Below are 20638 nucleotides of genomic sequence, written 5' to 3'. Positions count from 1 at the left end.
TTATTCAGGCAGTTCGACCAACCCGTCGGCGTCGGTCATTGCGCGCTCCAGCAGGTCTGCAGGCAGGCTTTTGCTGGCTCGTGCGCCGAGCAGCTTGAGCTGTTCGCTGCGGCTGACCAGGTTGCCGCGCCCTTCCGTCAGCTTGTTTCGCGCCGCGCTGTAGGCCTTGTCCAGTTGCTGCAAGCGATTGCCGACTTCGTCCAGATCCTGAATGAACAACACGAACTTGTCGTACAGCCAACCGGCGCGCTCGGCGATTTCCCGGGCGTTCTGGCTCTGGCGCTCCTGCTTCCACAGGCTGTCGATGACTCGCAAAGTGGCCAACAGCGTGGTCGGGCTGACGATCACGATGTTGCGGTCGAAGGCTTCCTGGAACAGCGTCGGCTCGGCCTGCAACGCGGCTGAAAACGCCGCTTCGATGGGCACGAACAGCAAGACGAAATCGAGGCTGTGCAAACCTTCCAGACGCTTGTAATCCTTGCCGGCCAGGCCTTTGACGTGGCTACGCAGGGACAGCACGTGCTGCTTCATGGCGATCTGGCCGATGGCATCGTCGTCCGCAGCCACGTACTGCTGATACGCGGTGAGGCTGACCTTGGAGTCGACCACCACCTGCTTGTCGCCCGGCAGATAAATGATCACGTCCGGCTGGAAACGCTCGCCGTCCGGGCCCTTGAGATTGACCTGGGTCTGGTACTCGCGGCCCTTCTCCAGCCCGGCATGCTCAAGCACACGCTCGAGAATCAGCTCGCCCCAGTTGCCCTGGGTTTTCTGGCCCTTCAGGGCGCGAGTCAGGTTGGTCGCTTCGTCGCTGAGGCGCAGGTTCAGTTGCTGCAAACGCTCCAGTTCCTTGGCCAGCGAGAAGCGCTCGCGGGCTTCGGCCTGGTAGCTTTCCTCGACGCGTTTTTCGAACGACTGGATGCGCTCCTTCAACGGGTCGAGCAATTGGCCGAGGCGCTGCTGGCTGGTTTCGGCAAAGCGTTGTTCGCGCTCATCGAAGATCTTGCCGGCCAGTTCGGCGAACTGGGCGCGCAGCTCGTCGCGGGAACCTTGCAGGTCATCCAGCCGTTGTTGATGGCTTTCCTGTTGCTCGCGCAATTCGGCATTCAGCGAAGCCGCCTGGGCGTCCAGGCGCCGTAATTCGGCTTCCTTGTTGGCGCGTTCGAGGTTCCAGGCGTGGGCAGCGTCACGGGCGTCATCGCGCTCGATCTGCAACAGCTCGACTTCCCGGCGCACGGCCGCGAGATCAGCTTGTTTGGAGGCATTGGCCTGGCCGAGGTCGGCGATTTCATCGCGGCAGGCTTCAAGTTGAGCAGTGAGGCCGTCCTGGGCCAGTTGCGCCATGGCCAGTCGCTCTTCGAGCAACGCGACTTCAGACTGGTTCTGACTGGCCCGGCGTTGCAGTTGCCAGGCCAGTGCCAGCAGCGGCACGGCCGCGCCTGCCAGCCCCAGCAGGATGCTGGTCAAGTCCATCGCCATAGTGATTCCCGCCGATCCGATAAAGCCTGAAGGTTAACCAAGGCGCCAGGTCTTGGACAGCTCAGTCTTCGATCAGGCCGAGTTCCTGTTGCGCGCGGCGGTCACCGGCGCGGGCGGCCTGGCGCAGCAGGTCCTGGCCGATCCGGCGATCCCGGGCATTGCCGCACTCGCGGCACATCAACTGACCGAGACGACTTTGCGCGGCGACCACCCCTTCCCGGGCCGGTTGCTTGAGCAGGCGGCCGGCGAGATGCTTGGCATTCTGGCTGTCGCCCAGGCGCGGGCTGTCGAGCAGCCATTCGGCCACGCGCACGGAAAATCGCTTGGGAGCGGTAACACGAGGAGGTTGGGAGGTAACAGATTCTGGAGCTGAACGAAACTTCATAAAGCACTGTGGGACAGATCGGAAGGCGCGCCACTCTACTCTTTTTTTCGCACAGGTAAAGTCGAAAAAAACCCGGCACGCCCGTGCTAGAGCAAGCGCTCGGGACAATCCACAGAAGCTGTGGATAACTCAGTGGACAACCGTCCTCCAGTCGCCGCAAAGCCTTGTGGAATGGGGCTCGCAGTCAAACTGACGATTTTTTCACCAGTTAAAAAAAGCGATGTTTTTCATTGACTTAAACTTTCGATGCAGGCAGCCATCGGGGTCAGGATCGTTGTGACAGCGCCGTTACAGTCTGCGCAACTAATGTGCACAAGTACCTGTTACGCGGTTATATCGATGCGCCTTTTCGGGTCGTTTTGGCATTCGGACTGGGGATAAGCCCCTGCGCCGAGCTTCAGCGCCGGCCATGTCGTGGCGACCGACGGTCATGATGTGAGCCAGATCGGGGCAGACTCGGGGCCTGGACAATGTCCCCGGAGTTTTTTTGATCATCGGGTTTGCCTTCTGCGGTTCGTTCCGTTAGTATCCGCGGCGTTAGTACCAAGCTGAAAGTCAATTCCGGTCGAACACACCCCCACGGTCAAGTTTCTCTCACAGAGACCTTCACTGAAAAAAGCGGGATCGACCCCTCGATGGTTTCCAGGTAAATCTTGCGACGACACAGCCTTTGAATCGAATGCAAAGGGTGTTGCGAAGACCACTTACTCTGACCGAACCAACCTGCAAATTGATCAGGATCTTCACCAAGGGCCCAGAACCTCTGCCCTTGATATGTTGCCTGTCCTCCTAAGTACCTACCTGCCAGCCCAAGCGCGCCAACTTTTATAGCGCTCGAACTGGCTGCCTTGTTCCAGTCGGGTTCTTCGTTCGACCAATGGTGGTTGACGTTACTGGAACGTTTTAACGTTGCACGGTTCTTATCCGTGTCATTTGTAGGAACACCTAATAACTATGTCGACTCAAATCCAGACTCAGGATGCCATTCGCACCCTAACCAACGCTTTTGCTCCAATGAACTGCCTGATCATGGCCGCTCGCAAAGGCTGCTTCAGCTTCACCGTGGTCAATGAACACGGGATCGCCCGCCACAGCGAGCGTCTGTACCCCGATCAATACTCCAGCGCCGAACCGCTGCAGGCCGTGATTGATCGCACCCGTCAGGCATTGATCGCCTGAGAGGCCGAAATGGCTGCAAAAGCAAAAGCCCCGCTGAGAATGCGGGGCTTTTTATTGCCCGATGTTTCACTTCTGCCACTTTCTGCCTAATCACTAACCGATATAACGGTTATAACGCCTCGCCGGAAATATTTTAAAAACAGGCCTTTACGTCGCGAATATGACACTACACTTCAACTCAAGCGGCGTGATCCGCTTCCGGCGAGCCTGAGTCGATCCACAGCTGCCAAGCTCCCCTTCAGGTCTCGCCGCCCGATAACAAGATCCGAGGGTTTTATGGGTATCGCTGCCAGCGAACTGTGCCGCTATGTGATCCGTCCTACGCTGATCTACCTGGGACGCCACTGCGCAACTGCCGAATCCCTTCTGCTGGGCATTGCCGCCAGCCAGTCCGCCCTCGGTTCCGCCCTGCATGACCGCCGTGGCCACGGCCTGTACCGGATTGCCGAACACCGTCACCAGGCCCTCTGGGATCATTACCTGGCGCTGGATCCGGAACGCGCCAGCCTGGTTCGCGGCCTTGCCAGCCAGCACGCTTTCCTCAGCGGCCCGCACCTCGAACTGACCGTCAACCTGCGTTACGCCACGGCCATCGCCTGGCTGCTGGTGGAAGAACAAAACCCCGTCCTCCCCGAGCCGGATGATCTGCTGGGCATGGCGCGCATCTGGCGTCAGACCTTCCAGCCTCAAGGTCGTCTGCGCGATTTCACCTGCGCCTGGCAAACCTGTGTTTCACCGCTGAATCAGGTCGCTTGCTGACCCACCGGTTTCGCAACATCGCCTAACGAGCAGCGAATCTGGTCGGATTGTCCTACAAAACCGCTCTAACTCAAGGCATACGGACTATAGCGCTGGGACGAAAATGTTGGTAATTTTCGCCCCGGTGATCACCAGGAGTTCTAATAATGAAAAAAGTCATGCTCAAAACCACCCTTAGCCTTGCCGTAACCGTGGCATCCACCCAGATCTTCGCAGCTGGCTTTGCCATCAACGAACACAGCATCAGCGGGATGGGGACTGGGTACGCCGGGCGATCTTCTTCTGCCGACGACGCAAGCACTGTTTATGGCAACCCTGCCGGCATGTCGCGCATCACGCGCGAACAAGTCACCGGTGGCGTTGCATTCCTCGACGCAAAAACCGATATCAGCGACGCCAGCTCCAGCCCGAACGGCGGCAGCAACAAAGGCGACATGGTGCCCTTCACCTCCGTACCTATGGGCTACTACGTCAAGCCGATCGACGAGCATTGGGCATTCGGTCTGGGTGTGTACGTACCCTTCGGCCTGATCACCGACTATGAAAACGGCTTCGCCGGCCGTTACTTCGGCAGCAAGTCAGAAGTCAAGATCATCACCTTCCAGCCAACCGTCAGCTACAAGTTCAACGATGTCGTGTCGATCGGTTTCGGCCCGACCATCAACCGCATCGACGGCTCGCTGGAATCCAACCTGTCGATCACTCAGGCAGCGCCGGACGGCAAGGTCAAGATCAAGGGCGACGACACCGCACTGGGCTACAACATCGGCGTGCTGGTACAGGCTACCGACAGCACTCGCCTGGGTCTGACCTATCACTCGAAAGTCGACTACAAGCTCGAAGGCAACACCAAGGTCAACTACGGTGTGCTGGGCGCGATCGGCCTGGGTGCGAACCAGAAGTACGACGCTTCGCTGAAGATCACCACGCCTGAATCCGTGGACCTCTCGGTCACCCAGGCGATCAACGATCGCTGGAACGTCTACGCCGGTACCACCTGGACCCGCTGGAGCCAGCTGGAAAAGATCACCGTCAAGAACTCCGGCGTTCAGCCGCTGCTGGCTGGCCAGTTCGGCGAGATCACCGAAGAACAGAACTGGCATGACACCTGGGCTTACGCCATCGGTACGTCCTACCAGCTGAACAAGGAATGGGTACTGCGTACCGGTCTGACGTTCGACCAGTCGCCGACCAACAACGTCGACCGTTCGCCACGCATCCCGACCGGCGACCGGACCATCTTCAGCATCGGTGCCGGCTGGAGCCCGACTGAAGACCTGACCATCGACGTTGCCTACTCGTACCTGAAGGAAGAGAAGGTCAACATCCGCAACGAAAACGATCGTGGCCAGAGCTACAACTCGCAGTATGAAAACTCGGCAAACGGCTTCGGTGTCGGCGCAACCTACCGCTTCTGATGCTGTACGGCGAGGCTGAGCTCTTTACCATTTGAGGCCTCGCCCATTAAAAAGCCCCGCTCTCTTCACAGAGGCGGGGCTTTTTGATGGGCGTCGATCAGGGTTTCAGCGGCTGGGACGCAATGGCTTTCTCGATGGCTGCGAGAAATTCCGGATCATCCGGTTTGGTCAGGCTGGAGAAGTTGGCGATCACCTTGCCCTGGCGGTCGATGACGTATTTGTAGAAATTCCACTTCGGTGCGCTGCTCTGCTTGGCCAGCACCTGGAACAAGTGAGTGGCATCGTCACCTCGGACCTTTTGCGGTTCGGTCATGGTGAACGTCACGCCGTAGTTGGCGTAGCAGACCTTGGCGGTCTCGGCGCTGTCCTTGGACTCCTGCTTGAAGTCATTGGACGGCACGCCGAGCATTTCCAGGCCCTGGGCCTTGTAGCGCTGATTGAGCGCCTCCAGCCCCTCAAACTGCGGCGCGAAACCACAGAAGCTGGCCGTGTTGATCACCACCAGCGGTTTGTCGGCGTAGCGCTGACACAGGTCGATGGATTCCTTGGCCCGCAACTTGGGCAACGAGCCTTGCAACAGATCCGGACAGTCCGCGGCCTGGGCCAGTCCGGTCAACGCCATCAGCAACGCGGGAACAGCACACCAGCGCTTGAGCATGTCGGGCATCCTTGAGCAATCGTCAGACCCCGACGTTACTCGCCCTTCCGCCGGTCTAGCAAGCACCCATGCCCAACTGCATCAGCGCCAGCCCGCCCTGATGCCAGCCCCACCACACCAGCGCCAGCAACGCGGCGCCGAGTGCGGTGACGACGATCTGCGGCCAGAAACGGTTCATGCAGCGCTCGCACGCGGTTGCAGGCGCTCGACCGGACGCTCGCGCACCGGCCAGTTCAGCGCGGCCGCCAGCAGACTCAAGAGAACCGCCACTTGCCAGATCAAGTCATAACTCCCCGTTCGGTCATACACCACCCCGCCCAGCCAGCCGCCAAGGAACGAACCCAACTGATGGAACAGGAACACGATACCGCCGAGCATGGACAGGTTTCGCACGCCAAACAAGGTCGCCACCGTACCGTTGGTCAACGGCACCGTCGACAGCCACAAGAAGCCCATGGCCATGCCGAACAGATAGGCCGAAGTCGTCGTCACCGGCAGCCACAGGAACAGCACGATCACCACCGCCCGCAGCAGGTACAACCCGGTCAGCAGACGCGGTTTGGACATCCGCCCGCCGAGCCAACCGGCGGTGTACGTACCGAAGATGTTGAACAGACCGATCAACGCCAGCACCGTGGTGCCGACACTCGCCGGCAAATGCTGATCGACCAGATACGCCGGCAGGTGCACGCCAATGAACACCACCTGAAATCCGCAGACGAAAAAACCGAACGCCAGCAACCAGAACCCGGAATGCGAGCAGGCCTCACGCAGCGCTTCGGACAGGGTTTGCTCATGCCCGAGCACCGGCAGCGGTTTGTCCTTGAGCATGCTTACCAGCGGCACGATCAACGCCACCAACAGGCCCAGCACCAGCAACGCCGCCGACCAGCCGAGCCAGCCAATCAGCCCGAGGGTGCCCGGCAGCATGGCGAACTGGCCGAAAGAACCGGCAGCACTGGCGATGCCCATGCCCATGCTGCGCTTCTCCGGCGGCACAGCGCGGCCAACCACACCGAGGATGACCGAGAACGAAGTGCCGGAAAGCCCGATGCCGATCAGCAGACCTGCGCTCAGGGACAGGCCCAGCGCCGTTTCCGACAGGCCCATGAACACCAGGCCCAAGGCGTAGAGCACACCGCCGATCAGCACCACTTTTGCCGCGCCGAAGCGGTCGGCCAGTGCGCCGGTAAACGGCTGCGCCAGACCCCAGATCAGGTTCTGCAATGCGATGGCGAAAGCGAACACCTCACGGCCCCAGCCAAACTGGGCGCTCATCGGCGAAAGAAACAAACCGAAACCGTGCCGCACGCCCAATGACAACGCCAGAATCAGCGCACTCCCCAGCAACACCCAACCGCACGTACGCCACATCGAACTCATTGTTATTCTCCAGTCGCGGGTATATACCCGCTTAGATTCGGAAAAAACCGGCCCTCAGGCCAGTTCATCCAACAGCCGCAGCAAGGTTTCACGCTTCTCGGCGCCCAGTCGGTCGATTAACCGCTGTTGCGCCGCTTCCCAGGCCGGCAAGGCTGCTGCCAGGCGTTGTGCACCGGTTTCGGTGAGCCGGACGATGCGGTTGCGCATGTCCTCGCCCTCGGCCAGCGCCACCAGGCCCTCGCCTTCCAGCACCCGCAGATTGCGCCCGAGGGTGCTGCGATCCAGGCCCATCGCTTCGGCCAGTTCGGAAATGCTCGGCTGATCCAGCCGCTGCAAATTGCACAGCAAAGAATACTGGGCAACGTTGATCCCGAAGCCGTCGAGAGCGCCGTCGTAATGCCTGCTGACGCCACGCGCGGCGCGTCGCAGGTTGGTGCACAAACACTGAGAAGGAAGCATGATGCGTGTATATACCCGCGACTGTGTTAAATCAAGTTACCGATCAAAGTTACTTATCAAAACAAGGCCAGCCCGACCAGCACTGACATCTCCAGCAATTCCAGCAAGGCACCGGCGGTATCACCGGTGGTTCCGCCCAGTCGCCGCACCATCAAATGCCGTAGCCAGATGAACACGACAACCGCCAGCAGCAGCGCCACGACGGCGTTGAACCCAGCGATCACCACACACGCCGCTGCACTCACCGTCAGCACCTGCCAACCCGTCTTGCGCGGCAGATGATCGGCCAGTGCCTGCCCTAATCCACCAGCCCGGACATAGGTCGTGGTGAGGAACAGTCCGAGCAGCGCCGCCCGCCCGATCAGCGGCACGATGATCAACGCCAGGCCTTGCTGTTGTTCGATCAACGCCAGCAACGCGGCGAACTTGAGCAACATCACCAGCACCAGCGTCACCACCGCGATCGGCCCGCTGCGCGGATCCTTCATGATCGTCAGCGTACGCTCGCGATCACCGAAACCGCCGAGCCACGCGTCGGCGCTGTCCGCCAGCCCATCTAGGTGCAACGCTCCGCTGAGCAGCACCCACACCGTCAACAGGAGCGCCGCGTGCAGCAACAATGGCGCGCCGGCCAATGCGATATTCAGCGCCCAGAGAATCACGCCGAACAGCAAGCCCACCAACGGATAAAACAGCAGCGACCGGCCGAGCTGTTCAGGCGCCGGCATGCCCGGCAGACGAATCGGCAGGCTGCTGAGAAATTGCAGGGCGATCCACAGGGGCAGCATGTCAGAGCACTTCCCTGAGCGAACCGTCGGCCTCGACGATCAGCGAAAACAGCGCGCCGTGGCCGACTTCGACATTCAGCAACTGTTCACGGGGCAAACCACGGGCCCGCGCCAGCAGCAGACGCATGACGCCGCCGTGGCTGACCAACAACACCCGCTCCCCCGCGTACGCCGCGTGCAGTCGCATGACCGCCGCCAGCACCCGTGCCGAAAAATCGCTGACCGGCTCACCCTGCGGCGGAGTAAACCCATACGGATCCGCCCAGAACAGCCCAAGCGCTTCGGCATCAGTCTCCATCAACGCCGCCGCGCTCTGCCCTTCCCAGGCACCGAAATGCAGCTCTTGCAGATTCTTGTCCAGAGACACCGGCAGATCCCGCTGCGCGCTCAACGCTTCAGCAAACCGCGCGCAACGCTGCAACGGCGAACTGACCAGCCGATTCCACGGCCCCTGCCCGCTCACCGCCTCGCGCATCTGCGCCCAGCCTTTTTCGGTCAGCGCATCGTCGAGGCTGCCGCGCAGGCCGCCGCCGAGTTCGGTTTCACCGTGGCGCAGCAGATCCAGACGCAAAGTCATGCCGGGCGATCCGCCACCGCGGCTTCGGCGAAGGTCGCCATCTGCCCGTGCAGGTCGCAGGCCAGACGCAACAACGGCACCGCCAGCGCCGCGCCACTGCCCTCGCCCAGGCGCAGGCCCAGTTCGAGCAGCGGTTCTGCGCCAAGAGTTTCCAGCACATGTCGATGACCCGGCTCGGCACCGCGATGACCGAACAGCAGCCACTCACGGCAGGCGGGATTCAGGCGTACCGCCACCAGTGCGGCGACCGTGCAGATAAAACCGTCCACCAGCACCGCCACACCTTCCTGAGCACAGGCCAGATACGCGCCGACCAGTGCCGCAATCTCAAAACCACCGAGATTGAACAGGGTCTGCAACGCGTCGCCACGTTGCGCCGCATGCAGTGCCAGCGCCCGCTCGATCACCTGCGCCTTGTGGCTGACGCCTTCGGCATTCAACCCGGTGCCCGGACCGGTCAGATGCGCCACCGGGCAATCCAGTAAGGCACAAGCCAGCGCACTGGCGGCGGTGGTGTTGCCGATGCCCATTTCACCGCCGATGAACAATTGCGCGCCCGCCGCCTTCGCGCGCAGCACGCTATCGCGGCCGCCCTGCAAGGCGAGTTCGCCCTGGGCCTGAGTCATCGCCGCGCCCTTGGCGAAATTCGCCGTGCCCGGGCCGATGTTCAGGTGACGCACGCCCGGCAGGTTCAGCGACGGGGTCACCGTGCCCAGATCCACCACTTCCAGCTGCGCGCCGAGTTGCCGCGCCAGCACGCTGATCGCCGCGCCGCCGCTGACGAAATTCAGCAGCATCTGCCCGGTGACTTCCTGCGGGAACGCGGAAACCCCTTCGGCGACAACGCCGTGATCGCCAGCAAAAATTGCGATCCAGACCTGATCGAGTGTCGGCTTGACCTGGCCCTGCAATCCGGCCAGTTGCACCGCCACTGACTCGAGCTGCCCGAGAGAGCCGGCGGGTTTGGTCAATTGCTGCTGACGCGCCGCCGCGTTTTCAACGGCGTCCGTATCCACCGGTTTGCACGGGTTCAGCCACCAGGCTTGGGTCATAACGCAGGTCCTTTCAGAGTCAGGGGCAGGCCGGCGACCGTCAGGACGACTCGCTGACAACGCTCGGCCAGAGCTTGATGCAGCCAACCGGCTTCATCGACGTAGCGGCGAGTCAATTCGCCCAGCGGCACGACACCCATTCCGGTCTCGTTGCTGACAAAAATGATTTCACCCGGCAGCAACGCCAGGCATTCGAGCAGGGCTTCGCGTTCGGCGGCGAGGCGTTCGGCGTCGTCGAGCATCAGCAGATTGGTCAGCCACAGCGTCAGGCAATCCACCAACAGGCAACGCTCGGCGCCAGCGTTTTCGCGCAGCACACGGGCCAGTTCCAGCGGTTCTTCGATCAACGCCCATTCGGCGGGACGACGGGCGCGGTGATGGGCGACACGCTCATTCATCTCGCCATCCAGCGGCTGGCTGGTGGCGATGTATGTCACGGCCAGTGCGCTGTCAGTGGCGAGCTTTTCGGCCAGACGACTTTTGCCGGAGCGGGCGCCGCCGAGGATCAACTGGAGCATGGAGGCATCCTGAAAAAAATTCGTTGAGACAACTGGCCTCTTCGCGGGCAAGCCCGCTCCCACAATGGATGTCGGCCGGACATGGCTCTTGAGTACACCTCAGCCCCCTGTGGGAGCGGGCTTGCCCGCGAAGAGGCCATCACATCCAGCCTGGATGCCACAAAGTTCACGTAACAGATCGGTATCGAGATGCTTCTCCACCATATCCGCCAGCCGCTCGATATCGCGTTCGCGCAGGCCGTGGTAATCCACTTCCTGCACATTGTTCAGACCGGCCCAGCGCAACAGCGCCGCACTGGCCGCCGGCGATTCGAACAGGCCATGCAGGTAGGTGCCGAAAATCTGCCCGTCGAGACTTTGCGCGCCATCGCAGCGACCGTCGTCCAGATGCACCGCAGCATTTTCCAGCGCAGCTCCCGCAGTCACGCCGGCATGAATTTCATAACCACTGACCTCGGCATCTTCCAGCGCCAGACGCCCGCGCACATTGCGCAACTGTTTCTCGGCCTCGAGCTGTGTTTCAAACGCCAGCAGCCCCAGACCGGCGCTGGAACCCGGCGCGCCTTCAAGGCCCAGCGGATCGTGCACTTGCTCGCCGAGCATTTGCAGGCCGCCGCAGATCCCCAGCAATTTACCGCCGTAACGCAGATGACGGCGGATGGCGGTCTCCCAGCCATTTGCGCGCAGATACGCCAGGTCACTGCGCACGCTTTTCGAGCCTGGCAGGATAATCAGATCGGCCGGCGGAATCGCCTGCCCCGGGCCGATGAATTGCAGATCAACTTGCGGATGCAGCCGCAGCGGATCGAAATCGGTGTGATTGCTGATGCGCGGCAGCACCGGCACCACCACTTTCAGGACTTGCTCGGCCTTGTCGGTCTGGCGCTGGTCGATGCCGTCCTCGGCCTCCAGATGCAAGTCCATCACGTACGGCAGCACGCCCACCACCGGTTTGCCGGTGCGCTGTTCCAGCCAGTCGAGGCCCGGTTGCAGCAAGGCGATATCACCGCGAAAACGGTTGATGATGAAGCCTTTGACCCGTGCCTGTTCGCTCGGCGACAGCAGTTCCAGCGTGCCCACCAGATGGGCAAACACGCCGCCACGATTGATGTCGGCGATCAGCAACACCGGGCAATCCACCGCTTCGGCGAAGCCCATGTTGGCGATGTCGCCGGCACGCAGATTGATCTCTGCCGGCGAGCCTGCGCCTTCGACCATCACCAGCGGATACGCGGCGCTCAAGCGTTCATGGGAAGCGAGCACGGCCTGCATGGCGATGGCTTTGTAGTCGTGATAGGCGACGGCGTTCATGCTGGTGACCGCGCGGCCGTGGATGATGACCTGAGCGCCGGTGTCGCTGTTGGGCTTGAGCAGCACCGGGTTCATGTCGGTGTGCGGCTCGAGAAACGCCGCCTGCGCCTGCACCGCTTGCGCGCGGCCGATCTCGCCGCCGTCGGCAGTCACCGCGCTGTTAAGCGCCATGTTCTGCGGTTTGAACGGCACCACGGCAACGCCCTGACGGGTTGCCCAGCGGCACAGCGCCGTCACCAGCGTACTTTTGCCGGCGTCGGAGGTGGTGCCCTGCACCATTAATGTGGTCATGCTGGTTTTTCCATGGAGCAATGCTTGGCGAATGCTTGCAGGGCTTGCTCAAGGCGCGCCTCGTCGGCGGCATCGGCGGGCAGCCCGAATCGCAGGCTGCTGTTGTGCGCAAACAGACGCAGAAGAATGCCGCGACGAGCCATGAATTCGTGCAGCGCGGCGGCCTGTTCGGTGATCAGCCACTGAAACAGCGCGCAGCCGCCCTGCGGTTTGAAGCCGTGGCGCTCAAGCAGCGCAGCCAGCCGTTCGCTGGCCTCGTCGCTGCGGATGCGCTGGCGGGTATGGCCTTCGGTGTCGCGCAGACAGGCCTGGCCAAGCACCCGGGTCGGCCCGCTGACTGCCCACGGCCCGACCTGTTCGGCCAGCAACCGGAGCAACTTGCGTTCGGCCAGCACGAAGCCCAGCCGCACACCGGCCAGACCGAAAAACTTGCCGAACGAGCGCAGCACGATCAACCCAACCTGATGCGCATGCGGGGCCAGACTCAGCTGCGGCGTGTTGTCCATGAACGCTTCGTCGACCACCAGCCAGCCGCCGCGCTGGGCCAGCCGCGCATGCCAGTCGAGCAGGCGCGCCGGGGTCAGATTCAGGCCCGTTGGATTGTTCGGATTGACCACCACCAGCACGTCGAGGCTGTCGAGAAAGAAGTCGACTTCCTGCTCCAGCACCTCGCGCACGATATAGCCGCTGCGGCGCCAGGCTTCTGCATGCTCGGCATAACACGGCGACAGCACGCCGACCTTGCCGGCGCGACGCAATCGCGGCAGCAGTTGAATGGCCATCTGCGAACCGGCCACCGGCAGCACTTGGCTGGCACCGTAATAATCGCAGGCGGCCTGCTCCAGACCGTCATCGTTTTCCGGCAAGCGCGCCCAGGCCCGCAGCGGAATGTCCGGGACCGGAAACGGCCACGGCGCTAGCCCCGTGGACAGGTCGAGCCAGTCTTCTTCCGCGATGCCGTACTCGAGCGCCGCCCTGCGCAACCGGCCACCGTGCTCAAGCATAGAATTCAGCCCCCACGCAGAGAATCAGCAGCCATAACCATACCCCGCGCTGGACCAATTGCCAGCCGCGATCAATGGAATCGGCATCCGCCTGCACGCCCTCGCCCAGTTGCGGACGCTCGTGCAGCTCGCCGTGGTAAATCGCCGGGCCTCCGAGCTCGACACCCAAGGCACCCGCGCCGGCAGCCATCACCGGGCCGGCGTTCGGGCTGTCCCATTTCGGCGCCTGAGTCCGCCAGCATTTCAGCGCCAGTCGGGTTTTGCCCAGCAGCGCGTAGGTCAACGCCACCAGCCGTGCAGGAATGTAGTTGAGGACGTCGTCGATTTTTGCCGCCGCCCAGCCGAAACGCTCGAAGCGCTCGTTGCGATAACCCCACATCGCGTCGAGCGTATTGCTCAGGCGATAGAGCACCACGCCCGGCGCACCGGCCACGGCAAACCAGAACAGCGCGGCGAACACCGCATCGCTGCCGTTCTCCAGCACCGATTCAGTGGCGGCGCGGGCGACGGCGGTGCTGTCCAGCTCATCGGTCTGGCGGCTGACCAGATAACCCACACGCTTGCGCGCCTCTTCCAGATCATCGGCGCGCAACGCCTTGGCCACCGGCTCGACGTGCTCACCCAGGCTGCGCATGCCGAGGGCGCAATACAGCGCAAGAATCTCGACGATCCAACCCACGTAAGGCGCCCAGGAAAACGCCGTGGCCAGCAGGGTCAGCGGCAGCACCGCGATCACCCACGCCGTGACGCCATGGCTGCGCCAGCCACGACCAGCACTATTGAAACGTTGCTCGATGCGCCCGGCGAAATTGCCGAACGCCACCAGCGGATGCCAGCGTTTCGGTTCACCCAGCAGCGCATCCAGCGCAACCGCGGCGACACTCAACAACGCCACACTCATTGACTCACTCCCCAAAAATTTTCATACAGCAGCTCATTGAGCGGACGCGCCTGCGCCCACCCTTCGAGTACCAGCATCGGCGCCGGATAGAATTCCTTGACCGCCCCCAGGCAAAGCACCGCCAGCGGCTTGGCCCCGGCCGGCAGTTTCAGCAGATCGGCCAGCGCCTGCGGCTCGAACAGCGACACCCAGCCCATGCCCAGGCCTTCGGCACGCGCCGCGAGCCAGAGATTCTGGATTGCGCAGGACAACGACGCCATGTCCATTTCCGGCAGCGTGCGACGACCAAAAATGTGTCGCTCGCGATCGTCCATCAAGGCTGCGACCAACACTTCGGCGCAGTCGTTGATGCCCTCGACCTTGAGCTTCATGAACTCGTCGCTGCGCTCGCCGAGGGCTTCGGCGGTGCGCACACGTTCTTCTTCAACAAGGTTCTGGATCTGACCACGTAGCGCGCGGTCGCTGATACGGATGAAGCGCCACGGCTGCATCAGGCCGACACTCGGCGCCTGGTGCGCGGCTTCAAGCAAACGGCGCAACAGTTCAGGCTCGACCGCGCCACCGCTGAAGTGGCGCATGTCGCGACGTTCGGCGATGGCGCGGTAGACCGCTTCGCGCTCGGCGTCAGTGAAGGCGTTGTCGGTCATGGCACCAACAGTGCGGCAATCGCCGACGGATTCGACGGGAAATAGAAGTGAACGTACGAGGCGGTCATCCGCCCTTCCCGGTACACCGCTTCCGCGCCGCGCCCGCCGTTGGGGCTGTGGCCACGGGCAATCGGCGTCAGTTCGGTGGTGGTCAGGGAATGGTGATAGGTGTGGCCGCGCAACAGGCCTTCCGGCAGGTCGACCTCTTGCAGCGCCAGTGCGGCGAGGCGTTTTTGCATCACGGCGTCGCCGCTCAACACGCCGACCAAATCAGCGCGGGTGCCTTCGACATCGGTCAGCGAGTCGAGCAGATAAAGCATGCCGCCACATTCGGCGAGCAGCGGTTTGCCGGCGGCATGATGCGCGCGGATCGCTTTGAGCATGTCGGCGTTCTGCGACAAGGCAACGTGGTGCAATTCCGGATAGCCGCCGGGCAGGTACAGACTGTCGGCGTCGGGCAATTGCGCATCGCGGATCGGCGAGAAGAAACTCAACTCGGCGCCCATCGCCCGCAACAGATCTAGACTGGCGCCGTAGGTAAAGGCGAAGGCTTCGTCGCGGGCGACGGCAATTCGCACGCCTTCGAGCAGCTTTTCGGTCTCAATGATTTCAGGCGCGGCGAATTCCACAGCCGGTGGCAGCGCTACCTCGCAAGTGCCGGCCAGCGCTTCGGCGGCGGCGTCGAGGCGCACGTCGAGGTCATTGAGTTCGCTGGCCTGCACCAGACCGAGATGGCGGCTCGGCAGTTCGATCCCGGTTTCCCGGGACAACGCGCCGTACCAGCGCAGGCCTTCGGTGAGGCTGCCTTCCAGCAATTGTGCATGACGCACGGTGCCGACGCGGTTGGCCAGCACGCCGGCGAACGGCAGATCAGGCTGATAGCGCGCCAGGCCTAGCGCCAGTGCGCCGAAGGTCTGGGCCATGGCCGTGCCGTCGATCACGCCGAGCACCGGCACGCCGAAATGCCGGGCCAGGTCGGCGCTAGACGGCGTGCCGTCGAACAAGCCCATCACGCCTTCGATCAGGATCAGATCGGCTTCGGCGGCGGCTTCCCACAACAGGCGACGACTTTCCTGCTCGCCGACCATCCACATGTCCAGTTGATAGACCGGCGCCCCGCTGGCGCGCTCGAGGATCATCGGGTCGAGAAAGTCCGGGCCGCACTTGAATACGCGAACCTTGCGCCCCTGATTGCGATGCAGACGGGCCAGCGCGGCGGTGACGGTGGTCTTGCCCTGACCGGAGGCCGGCGCGGCGATAAGTACCGCCGGGCAGTGACGTGGTTGATTCAAAGTTCGACGCCTTTCTGCGCTTTGATGCCGGCCTGGAAGGCGTGCTTGATCATGCCCATTTCGGTGACGGTGTCGCCCATCTCGATCATTTCCGGCTTGGCGGCGCGGCCGGTGACGATCACGTGCTGCATCGGCGGACGGGCCTGCAGATCGCTGAGCACCTGATCCAGATCGAGGTAACCGTGCTTGAGCGCGATGTTCAGTTCATCGAGCACCACCAGACCGATCGATGGATCGCGCAGCAGTTCGCGGGAGACTTCCCACGCTGCCTCGGCGGCGGCGATGTCGCGCTGGCGGTCCTGGGTTTCCCAGGTGAAGCCCTCGCCCATCACATGAAAACGCACTTGCTCGGGGAAACGGCGGAAAAACAGCTCTTCGCCGGTGCTGTTGCGGCCCTTGATGAACTGCACCACGCCGCACTGCATGCCGTGGCCCATGGCGCGAGCAAGCATGCCGAATGCCGAGCTGCTTTTGCCTTTGCCGTTGCCGGTCAGCACCAGCACCAGGCCGCATTCGTCTGGCGAATTGGCGATGCGTTCGTCGATCACGGCTTTTTTGCGCTGCATGCGCGCCAGGTGGCGCTCGTCGCGTTCGGGGGAATCAGTCATGGGGGAGCTCTCCGTTGAGGCTGGATAACGGCGGGCAGGCACAAGAATAGACGGCAACAAGCCTGGCATCGCCCACCGTGATGCCGCTGGATGGATCAGGCCGGTCTCCGGGCTCATGAGCGGATTGCGCCTGGCTGCGCGCCTTCCCGCTTTTACGCAGTGGCATAAGACGCAGCTTTTACTCATTTACCGTTGCGGGGGCAGCGCCGGGATCGTGAGGGTTCATCGCTTGAAGACCCGCCTCACCGGCTTCCCTGTTTCACTCTGTCGACATGCGCCACAGAGCACCTGAAACAAGCCGCGAAGGTTAGAGGGTTGGGGGTGGAGCGTCAATTGAAGAGGGGCTTGTGCGGCGAATAACTGCCGCCGATCAATTAACTGACGCCAATCTTGTGCCACACTGTCAGCAGTGATATCAAAGAGCCATGCTTTTTGACTGCAGAGAGCACATCACAATAACAAGGGAGAGCACCATGCAAGGCATGATCATCAGCAATCCGCGGCTGGAATTCCTGCGCCCGGTGCTGGAACGCTGGTTTGACTGTATCGACCGCTACAACGCCGTGCGCGGCGACAACGACACGCCCTACTGGCACGACGAAAAAGCCAACCTCGGCCTGCTGTCGGCCGCTGCCTGGATGGCCGAACTGGTCACCCTGCGCGACACCGCCACCCGCAAACAGAACGAGGAAGGCGAGCGCAATGCCCGCGCCGACCTGTTCCTGGCTGGCGCTGAAGATCGCGCCTTCATTCAGGCCACCCAACGCTGGCCGCGCGTCACCAGCCTGAATCTGACGCAGGCCCTGGCGGATATCACCAGCGACGCCAAGCGCATCAGCTACGCCAGCGACCTGAAACTCGGCTGCCTGTTCGTCGCCCCGCAAAAGGCCCAGCACAGCGCCAGCCCGGAAGAGTTGCAGGACATGGTCGACGACCTGCAAAAGGAACACACCTGCGCCGTCGCCTGGTACTTTCCCTACGCCTACCGCAAATTGCGCAGCGAGGCCGGCAACTATCACCCCGGCATTGCCGTGCTGTTCAAGGAAGCCCGCGGCTGAGGGTTGAACCATCGGGCTTGTGCGCTTCTCTATGATTAAGAATGCATTCATAGGGAAGATCAGCAATGCGCAAGCCCCAGCTCGTTTTCGTCATCGTGCTCGCCGGAGGGCTCGCCGCCTGTGGTGAATCCTCCAGCCTGCAAGTCTCCGACGGCACCGGCCCGTCTCCCCGATTGCCCGAACCGAACAAGACCCTGATCCCGACGGTGAACATCGCCCCGGCCATCGGCTGGCCGGCCGGCGCAAAACCGACGGCAGCGGCAGGCACGCAGGTGGCAGCCTTTGCCGAGAATCTCGATCACCCGCGCTGGCTGTACGTATTGCCCAATGGCGACGTGCTGGTGGCGGAAACCAACGCCCCGCCCAAACCCGACGACGGCAAGGGCATTCGTGGCTGGGTGATGAAGAAAGTCATGGGCCGTGCCGGTGCCGGCGTTCCCAGCCCGAACCGCATTACCCTGCTGCGCGACGCCGATCATGACGGCGTGGCCGAAACCCGGACGGTGTTCCTGCAGAACCTCAACTCGCCGTTCGGCATGACTCTGGTCGGCAATGATCTGTACGTCGCCGATACCGATCGCCTGCTGCGCTTTAATTACGAGCCCGGCGCTACCGAAATCAAGAGCCAGCCGATCAAGGTCGTCGACCTGCCGGGCGGCACGCTCAACCACCACTGGACCAAAAACGTTATCGCCAGCAAGGACGGCAGCAAGCTGTACGTGACGGTCGGTTCGAACAGCAACGTCGGCGAAAACGGCCTCGATCAGGAAGAAGGTCGCGCGGCGATCTGGGAAGTGGATCGCGCCACCGGCAACCACCGGATTTTCGCATCGGGCATCCGCAACCCCAACGGCCTGGCCTGGGAGCCGCAAAGCGGTGCGCTGTGGACTGCCGTGAACGAGCGCGACGAAATCGGCAGCGATCTGGTGCCGGACTACATCACGTCGGTCAAGGACGGTGGCTTCTATGGCTGGCCGTTCAGCTACTACGGCCAGCACATCGACGTGCGCGTGGAACCACAGCGGCCGGACATGGTGGCCAAGGCCATCGCTCCCGACTACGCCGTCGGCCCGCACACCGCGTCACTGGGCCTGACCTTCGCCGAGGGCAATCGCTTGCCAGCGCAGTTCAAGGAAGGCGCATTCATCGGCCAGCACGGCTCGTGGAACCGCAAACCGCACAGCGGCTATAAGGTGATCTTCGTACCGTTCGCCGCTGGCAAACCGAGCGGAACGCCAGTAGACGTGCTGACAGGCTTCCTCGACAAGGACGAAAACGCGCTGGGCCGCCCGGTCGGCGTGGTGATCGACCAGCAAGGTGGATTGCTGGTAGCCGATGATGTGGGGAACAAGGTGTGGCGGGTGTCAGCAGCCCGCTAGTGTGTTTCAGGCATTAAAAAACCCGTGGGAGCCATTCAGCTCCCACGGGTTTTTATGTATCTGGATTACGGGTTATGCGCCAGATGCTCCGGCTGCAGAACGCGCTTGGCGCTCAGATAAGCCTTCTGCCAATACGCTTTCGACAGGCTGTCCAGCTTCACCGTGCCGCCGGTGGCCGGCGCATGAACGAAGCGCCCTTCCCCGACGTAGATCCCCGCATGGCTGACCTGCGAGCCGCCATTGGTGGCGAAGAAGATCAGGTCGCCGGTTTGCAGCCCTTCCTTGCCTACGTTCGGCGCCTGCATGACGATCATCTCGCGGGTGGAACGCGGCAGGCTGATGCCGGCGGCATCGCGGTAGACAAACCCGATCAGGCCGCTGCAATCGAAGCCCGAATCCGGCGTATTGCCGCCCCAGCGATAAGGCGTGCCCACCAGCCCGAGCGCGCGGAACAGCACGTCTTCGGCAGCGGGTGAAAAGGCCTGGGAGGATCCGAACACGATCGGAGCGCGAACCACCGGCGCAGGCGGCGGAGTGCGACTGGCGCAGCCACTGAGCAGCGCTGCGAAGAACATCAAGGCAAAGCGGGCCGACATCGTCATATGCAGAACATCCTGATCTGGCTGAGGCTTTGACTGCCGATTCGACAGAAAACAAAACCGCCTGCGTTGGGACGCAGGCGGTTTGCCATCAATATAGATCAGGATTCTAGCGGCTACGCGGCAAACTTCAAGTAAGACTTTAACTTCACCTTGTAAAGTTTAAGTCTATTGCCCCTGAAGGACCGCTTGTCGCCACGAGCGTGGCGACAAAAGCGTGATTACTTGCGAGCGGTAACCACGGTTGGAGCGTTCGCCAAAGCGCGTTTGGCTTCGATGAAAGTCTTGCTCCAGTAGCTGTCGCCCAGGCTGTCGATGCGAACACCGCCGCTGCGACGAGAGCTGGAATGGATGAACTGGTTGTCGCCCAGGTAGATCCCGGCGTGGCTTACACGACCGCGACGACCATTGGTGGCGAAGAACAGCAGGTCGCCCGGCTCGAGGTTGCTGCGCGAAACCAGCGGCGCATCAACGTTGATCATTTCGCGGGTGGAGCGCGGCAGATTCATGCCGGCTTCTTCGCGGAACAGGTAGCCGATGAAACCGCTGCAATCGAAACCGGCTTCAGAGGTACCGCCGAAACGGTAACGGGTACCGATCAGGGACATGCCGCGTTCGAGGATGCTGTCGGCCAGAACCGGAAGCTGGTAAGGCTTCTTGCCGTTGAAGTCGGCGAGTTCTTTTTCGGTGTCCAGCTCTTCCTGGTAAATAACGGAAGACTGGGCGGTGGCAGAATTTTTAGCCTGTTGTTGCTGCTCTTGATTAACAGGTGAATGAGCAGCGCAACCGAACAACAGGGTGACGAGTGCGAGAGGCACGAGGGGTGCGAAGCGCTTTAGCATGGGCACGACCGTGGCTGATAGTTGTAAAGAAGCCGAGACTATGCCCGCTAT

At 62.2% G+C, this 20638-nt stretch carries 23 protein-coding genes and 1 riboswitch; of the genes, 5 read left to right on the top strand and 18 right to left on the bottom strand.

Translation table 11 applies throughout. The features are described 5' to 3' along the window. Together rmuC and ABTV87_RS08445 are read right to left on the bottom strand one after the other, a co-directional pair. Positions 1–1365 (bottom strand): DNA recombination protein RmuC, encoded by a 1365-nt coding sequence (gene rmuC, locus ABTV87_RS08450; RefSeq protein ID WP_273900421.1) that lies wholly within the window; start codon positions 1363–1365, stop codon positions 1–3. A gap of 175 nt (positions 1366–1540) precedes the next feature. Continuing rightward, positions 1541–1864 carry a hypothetical protein gene (locus ABTV87_RS08445; protein ID WP_081493545.1) on the bottom strand — a complete coding sequence of 108 codons (324 nt, stop codon included), beginning with the start codon at positions 1862–1864 and terminating at the stop codon, positions 1541–1543. A 954-nt stretch (positions 1865–2818) separates the two neighbouring features. Between ABTV87_RS08445 and ABTV87_RS08440 the strand changes: the two genes are divergently transcribed. The 3 genes from ABTV87_RS08440 to ABTV87_RS08430 all read left to right on the top strand — a co-directional run bounded on the left by ABTV87_RS08440 (position 2819) and on the right by ABTV87_RS08430 (position 5220). After that, on the top strand, positions 2819–3043 hold the full coding sequence (locus tag ABTV87_RS08440; protein WP_007950419.1) for a hypothetical protein: 225 nt from the start codon (positions 2819–2821) through the stop codon (positions 3041–3043). A 276-nt stretch (positions 3044–3319) separates the two neighbouring features. Then, positions 3320–3802: a hypothetical protein gene (locus ABTV87_RS08435; protein ID WP_007950418.1), complete on the top strand. Its 483-nt coding sequence runs from the start codon at positions 3320–3322 to the stop codon at positions 3800–3802. Between the two features lie 146 nt (positions 3803–3948). Next, positions 3949–5220, top strand: coding sequence for an OmpP1/FadL family transporter (locus ABTV87_RS08430; RefSeq protein ID WP_064594534.1), 1272 nt, complete (start codon positions 3949–3951; stop codon positions 5218–5220). Between the two features lie 97 nt (positions 5221–5317). Here the strand turns inward: ABTV87_RS08430 and ABTV87_RS08425 are convergent, their stop codons facing one another. The 14 genes from ABTV87_RS08425 to cobO all read right to left on the bottom strand — a co-directional run bounded on the left by ABTV87_RS08425 (position 5318) and on the right by cobO (position 16709). Continuing rightward, entirely contained in the window at positions 5318–5878 is a 561-nt protein-coding gene (locus tag ABTV87_RS08425; protein ID WP_039769833.1) for a glutathione peroxidase, read from the bottom strand. 55 nt (positions 5879–5933) lie between these two features. Beyond that, positions 5934–6056, bottom strand: a complete 123-nt coding sequence (locus tag ABTV87_RS08420; protein WP_007950415.1) for a hypothetical protein — start codon at positions 6054–6056, stop codon at positions 5934–5936. After that, on the bottom strand, positions 6053–7261 hold the full coding sequence (locus tag ABTV87_RS08415) for an MFS transporter (protein WP_007950414.1): 1209 nt from the start codon (positions 7259–7261) through the stop codon (positions 6053–6055). The genes ABTV87_RS08420 and ABTV87_RS08415 overlap by 4 nt, the downstream gene beginning before the upstream one ends. Before the next feature lie 54 nt (positions 7262–7315). Next, entirely contained in the window at positions 7316–7720 is a 405-nt protein-coding gene (locus tag ABTV87_RS08410; protein ID WP_007950413.1) for a MarR family winged helix-turn-helix transcriptional regulator, read from the bottom strand. A 56-nt stretch (positions 7721–7776) separates the two neighbouring features. Beyond that, the gene (locus tag ABTV87_RS08405) at positions 7777–8508 is read right to left on the bottom strand and encodes an adenosylcobinamide-GDP ribazoletransferase (protein WP_433899240.1); all 732 of its coding nucleotides are present in this window, start codon (positions 8506–8508) and stop codon (positions 7777–7779) included. Position 8509: 1 nt separating this feature from the next. Further along, positions 8510–9085 carry an alpha-ribazole phosphatase family protein gene (cobC, locus tag ABTV87_RS08400; RefSeq protein WP_221534181.1) on the bottom strand — a complete coding sequence of 192 codons (576 nt, stop codon included), beginning with the start codon at positions 9083–9085 and terminating at the stop codon, positions 8510–8512. Beyond that, positions 9082–10137 (bottom strand): nicotinate-nucleotide--dimethylbenzimidazole phosphoribosyltransferase, encoded by a 1056-nt coding sequence (gene cobT / locus ABTV87_RS08395; RefSeq protein ID WP_221534183.1) that lies wholly within the window; start codon positions 10135–10137, stop codon positions 9082–9084. Before cobT ends, cobC begins: the two co-directional genes overlap by 4 nt. Next, positions 10134–10655, bottom strand: a complete 522-nt coding sequence (cobU, locus tag ABTV87_RS08390) for a bifunctional adenosylcobinamide kinase/adenosylcobinamide-phosphate guanylyltransferase (protein ID WP_085608839.1) — start codon at positions 10653–10655, stop codon at positions 10134–10136. Before cobU ends, cobT begins: the two co-directional genes overlap by 4 nt. Positions 10656–10754: 99 nt before the next feature. Then, the gene (locus ABTV87_RS08385; protein ID WP_433899239.1) at positions 10755–12257 is read right to left on the bottom strand and encodes a cobyric acid synthase; all 1503 of its coding nucleotides are present in this window, start codon (positions 12255–12257) and stop codon (positions 10755–10757) included. Next, on the bottom strand, positions 12254–13261 hold the full coding sequence (gene cobD, locus ABTV87_RS08380; protein ID WP_011333142.1) for a threonine-phosphate decarboxylase CobD: 1008 nt from the start codon (positions 13259–13261) through the stop codon (positions 12254–12256). The genes ABTV87_RS08385 and cobD overlap by 4 nt, the downstream gene beginning before the upstream one ends. Then, the gene (gene cbiB, locus ABTV87_RS08375) at positions 13254–14162 is read right to left on the bottom strand and encodes an adenosylcobinamide-phosphate synthase CbiB (protein WP_375746111.1); all 909 of its coding nucleotides are present in this window, start codon (positions 14160–14162) and stop codon (positions 13254–13256) included. The genes cobD and cbiB overlap by 8 nt, the downstream gene beginning before the upstream one ends. After that, a complete protein-coding gene (gene bluB, locus ABTV87_RS08370) occupies positions 14159–14809 on the bottom strand; it encodes a 5,6-dimethylbenzimidazole synthase (protein ID WP_433899238.1) in 651 nt (216 codons plus the stop codon). Before bluB ends, cbiB begins: the two co-directional genes overlap by 4 nt. Beyond that, positions 14806–16101, bottom strand: coding sequence for a cobyrinate a,c-diamide synthase (locus ABTV87_RS08365; RefSeq protein ID WP_085608844.1), 1296 nt, complete (start codon positions 16099–16101; stop codon positions 14806–14808). Before ABTV87_RS08365 ends, bluB begins: the two co-directional genes overlap by 4 nt. Beyond that, the gene (cobO, locus tag ABTV87_RS08360) at positions 16098–16709 is read right to left on the bottom strand and encodes a cob(I)yrinic acid a,c-diamide adenosyltransferase (RefSeq protein WP_007950401.1); all 612 of its coding nucleotides are present in this window, start codon (positions 16707–16709) and stop codon (positions 16098–16100) included. The genes ABTV87_RS08365 and cobO overlap by 4 nt, the downstream gene beginning before the upstream one ends. 81 nt (positions 16710–16790) lie before the next feature. After that, positions 16791–17016, bottom strand: a riboswitch (cobalamin riboswitch). A gap of 166 nt (positions 17017–17182) precedes the next feature. Here cobO and ABTV87_RS08355 point away from each other — a divergent pair. Beyond that, positions 17183–17767, top strand: coding sequence for a hypothetical protein (locus tag ABTV87_RS08355; protein ID WP_007950400.1), 585 nt, complete (start codon positions 17183–17185; stop codon positions 17765–17767). A 65-nt stretch (positions 17768–17832) separates the two neighbouring features. Beyond that, positions 17833–19146 carry a PQQ-dependent sugar dehydrogenase gene (locus ABTV87_RS08350; protein WP_433899237.1) on the top strand — a complete coding sequence of 438 codons (1314 nt, stop codon included), beginning with the start codon at positions 17833–17835 and terminating at the stop codon, positions 19144–19146. A gap of 65 nt (positions 19147–19211) precedes the next feature. On the opposite strand, the gene ABTV87_RS08345 is transcribed toward ABTV87_RS08350, so the two are convergent. Next, positions 19212–19748: a C40 family peptidase gene (locus ABTV87_RS08345; RefSeq protein ID WP_007950398.1), complete on the bottom strand. Its 537-nt coding sequence runs from the start codon at positions 19746–19748 to the stop codon at positions 19212–19214. 218 nt (positions 19749–19966) lie between these two features. Further along, positions 19967–20587, bottom strand: coding sequence for a C40 family peptidase (locus ABTV87_RS08340; RefSeq protein ID WP_007950397.1), 621 nt, complete (start codon positions 20585–20587; stop codon positions 19967–19969). Positions 20588–20638: the final 51 nt, after the last annotated feature.

The organism is Pseudomonas sp. PSE1(2024) (assembly GCF_050990555.1).
Classification (GTDB): Bacteria; Pseudomonadota; Gammaproteobacteria; order Pseudomonadales; family Pseudomonadaceae; genus Aquipseudomonas; species Aquipseudomonas aphyarum.
The sequence above is the reverse complement of the archived record's forward strand: the minus strand, read 5'-3'. Positions and strand labels throughout refer to the sequence as shown.